Origin of the sequence: Clavibacter lycopersici (genome assembly GCF_003576405.1) — a bacterium.
Taxonomy (GTDB): domain Bacteria; phylum Actinomycetota; class Actinomycetes; order Actinomycetales; family Microbacteriaceae; genus Clavibacter; species Clavibacter lycopersici.
In genome coordinates this window covers 1-391 of the sequence record NZ_QWGT01000568.1, presented here as the reverse complement: position 1 = coordinate 391, position 391 = coordinate 1, and the positions used below count along the sequence as shown (strand labels likewise).

Sequence of the window (391 nt, the reverse complement as noted above, 5' to 3'; positions counted from 1 at the left end):
GGCGCAGCTCCTCGGCGGAGCGCCGGTCGTCGGATCCGAACAGGCCGTCGCCGCGCGCGGCCGCCCGCCTGCGGTCCCGCCGCGGCGCCCCGAAGACGAGGAACGCCACGACGACGACCGCGAGGACGAGCACGCCGATCACCACGGGGGCGAGGTCGGCGAGGCCGCCGCCCGCTCCGCCGAGGAGCCCGGCGATCCAGTCGCCCACGGCCTGCGCCGCCAGGTCGAGCGCGTTCGGCCTGGCCGCCTCGTACTCCGGCTTCGCGAGCTCGTCGAGGAGCAGTCGGCGCGCGCCGTCGGCGTCGGGATCCAGCGGCACCGCGGCCGCCCGCCCGACCGCGCCGAGGAGGAGGGCGGCCGTCACGCGCGTCCCGGGGAGCCCGCGGTCGTG

Annotated in this window: 1 pseudogene; it reads right to left on the bottom strand. The window is 79.8% G+C overall.

Annotated elements, in window-relative coordinates:
• Window positions 1-364 (bottom strand): annotated as a pseudogene (locus DZG00_RS16565) (DUF4129 domain-containing protein); the annotation flags it as partial.
• Window positions 365-391 lie beyond the last annotated feature (27 nt).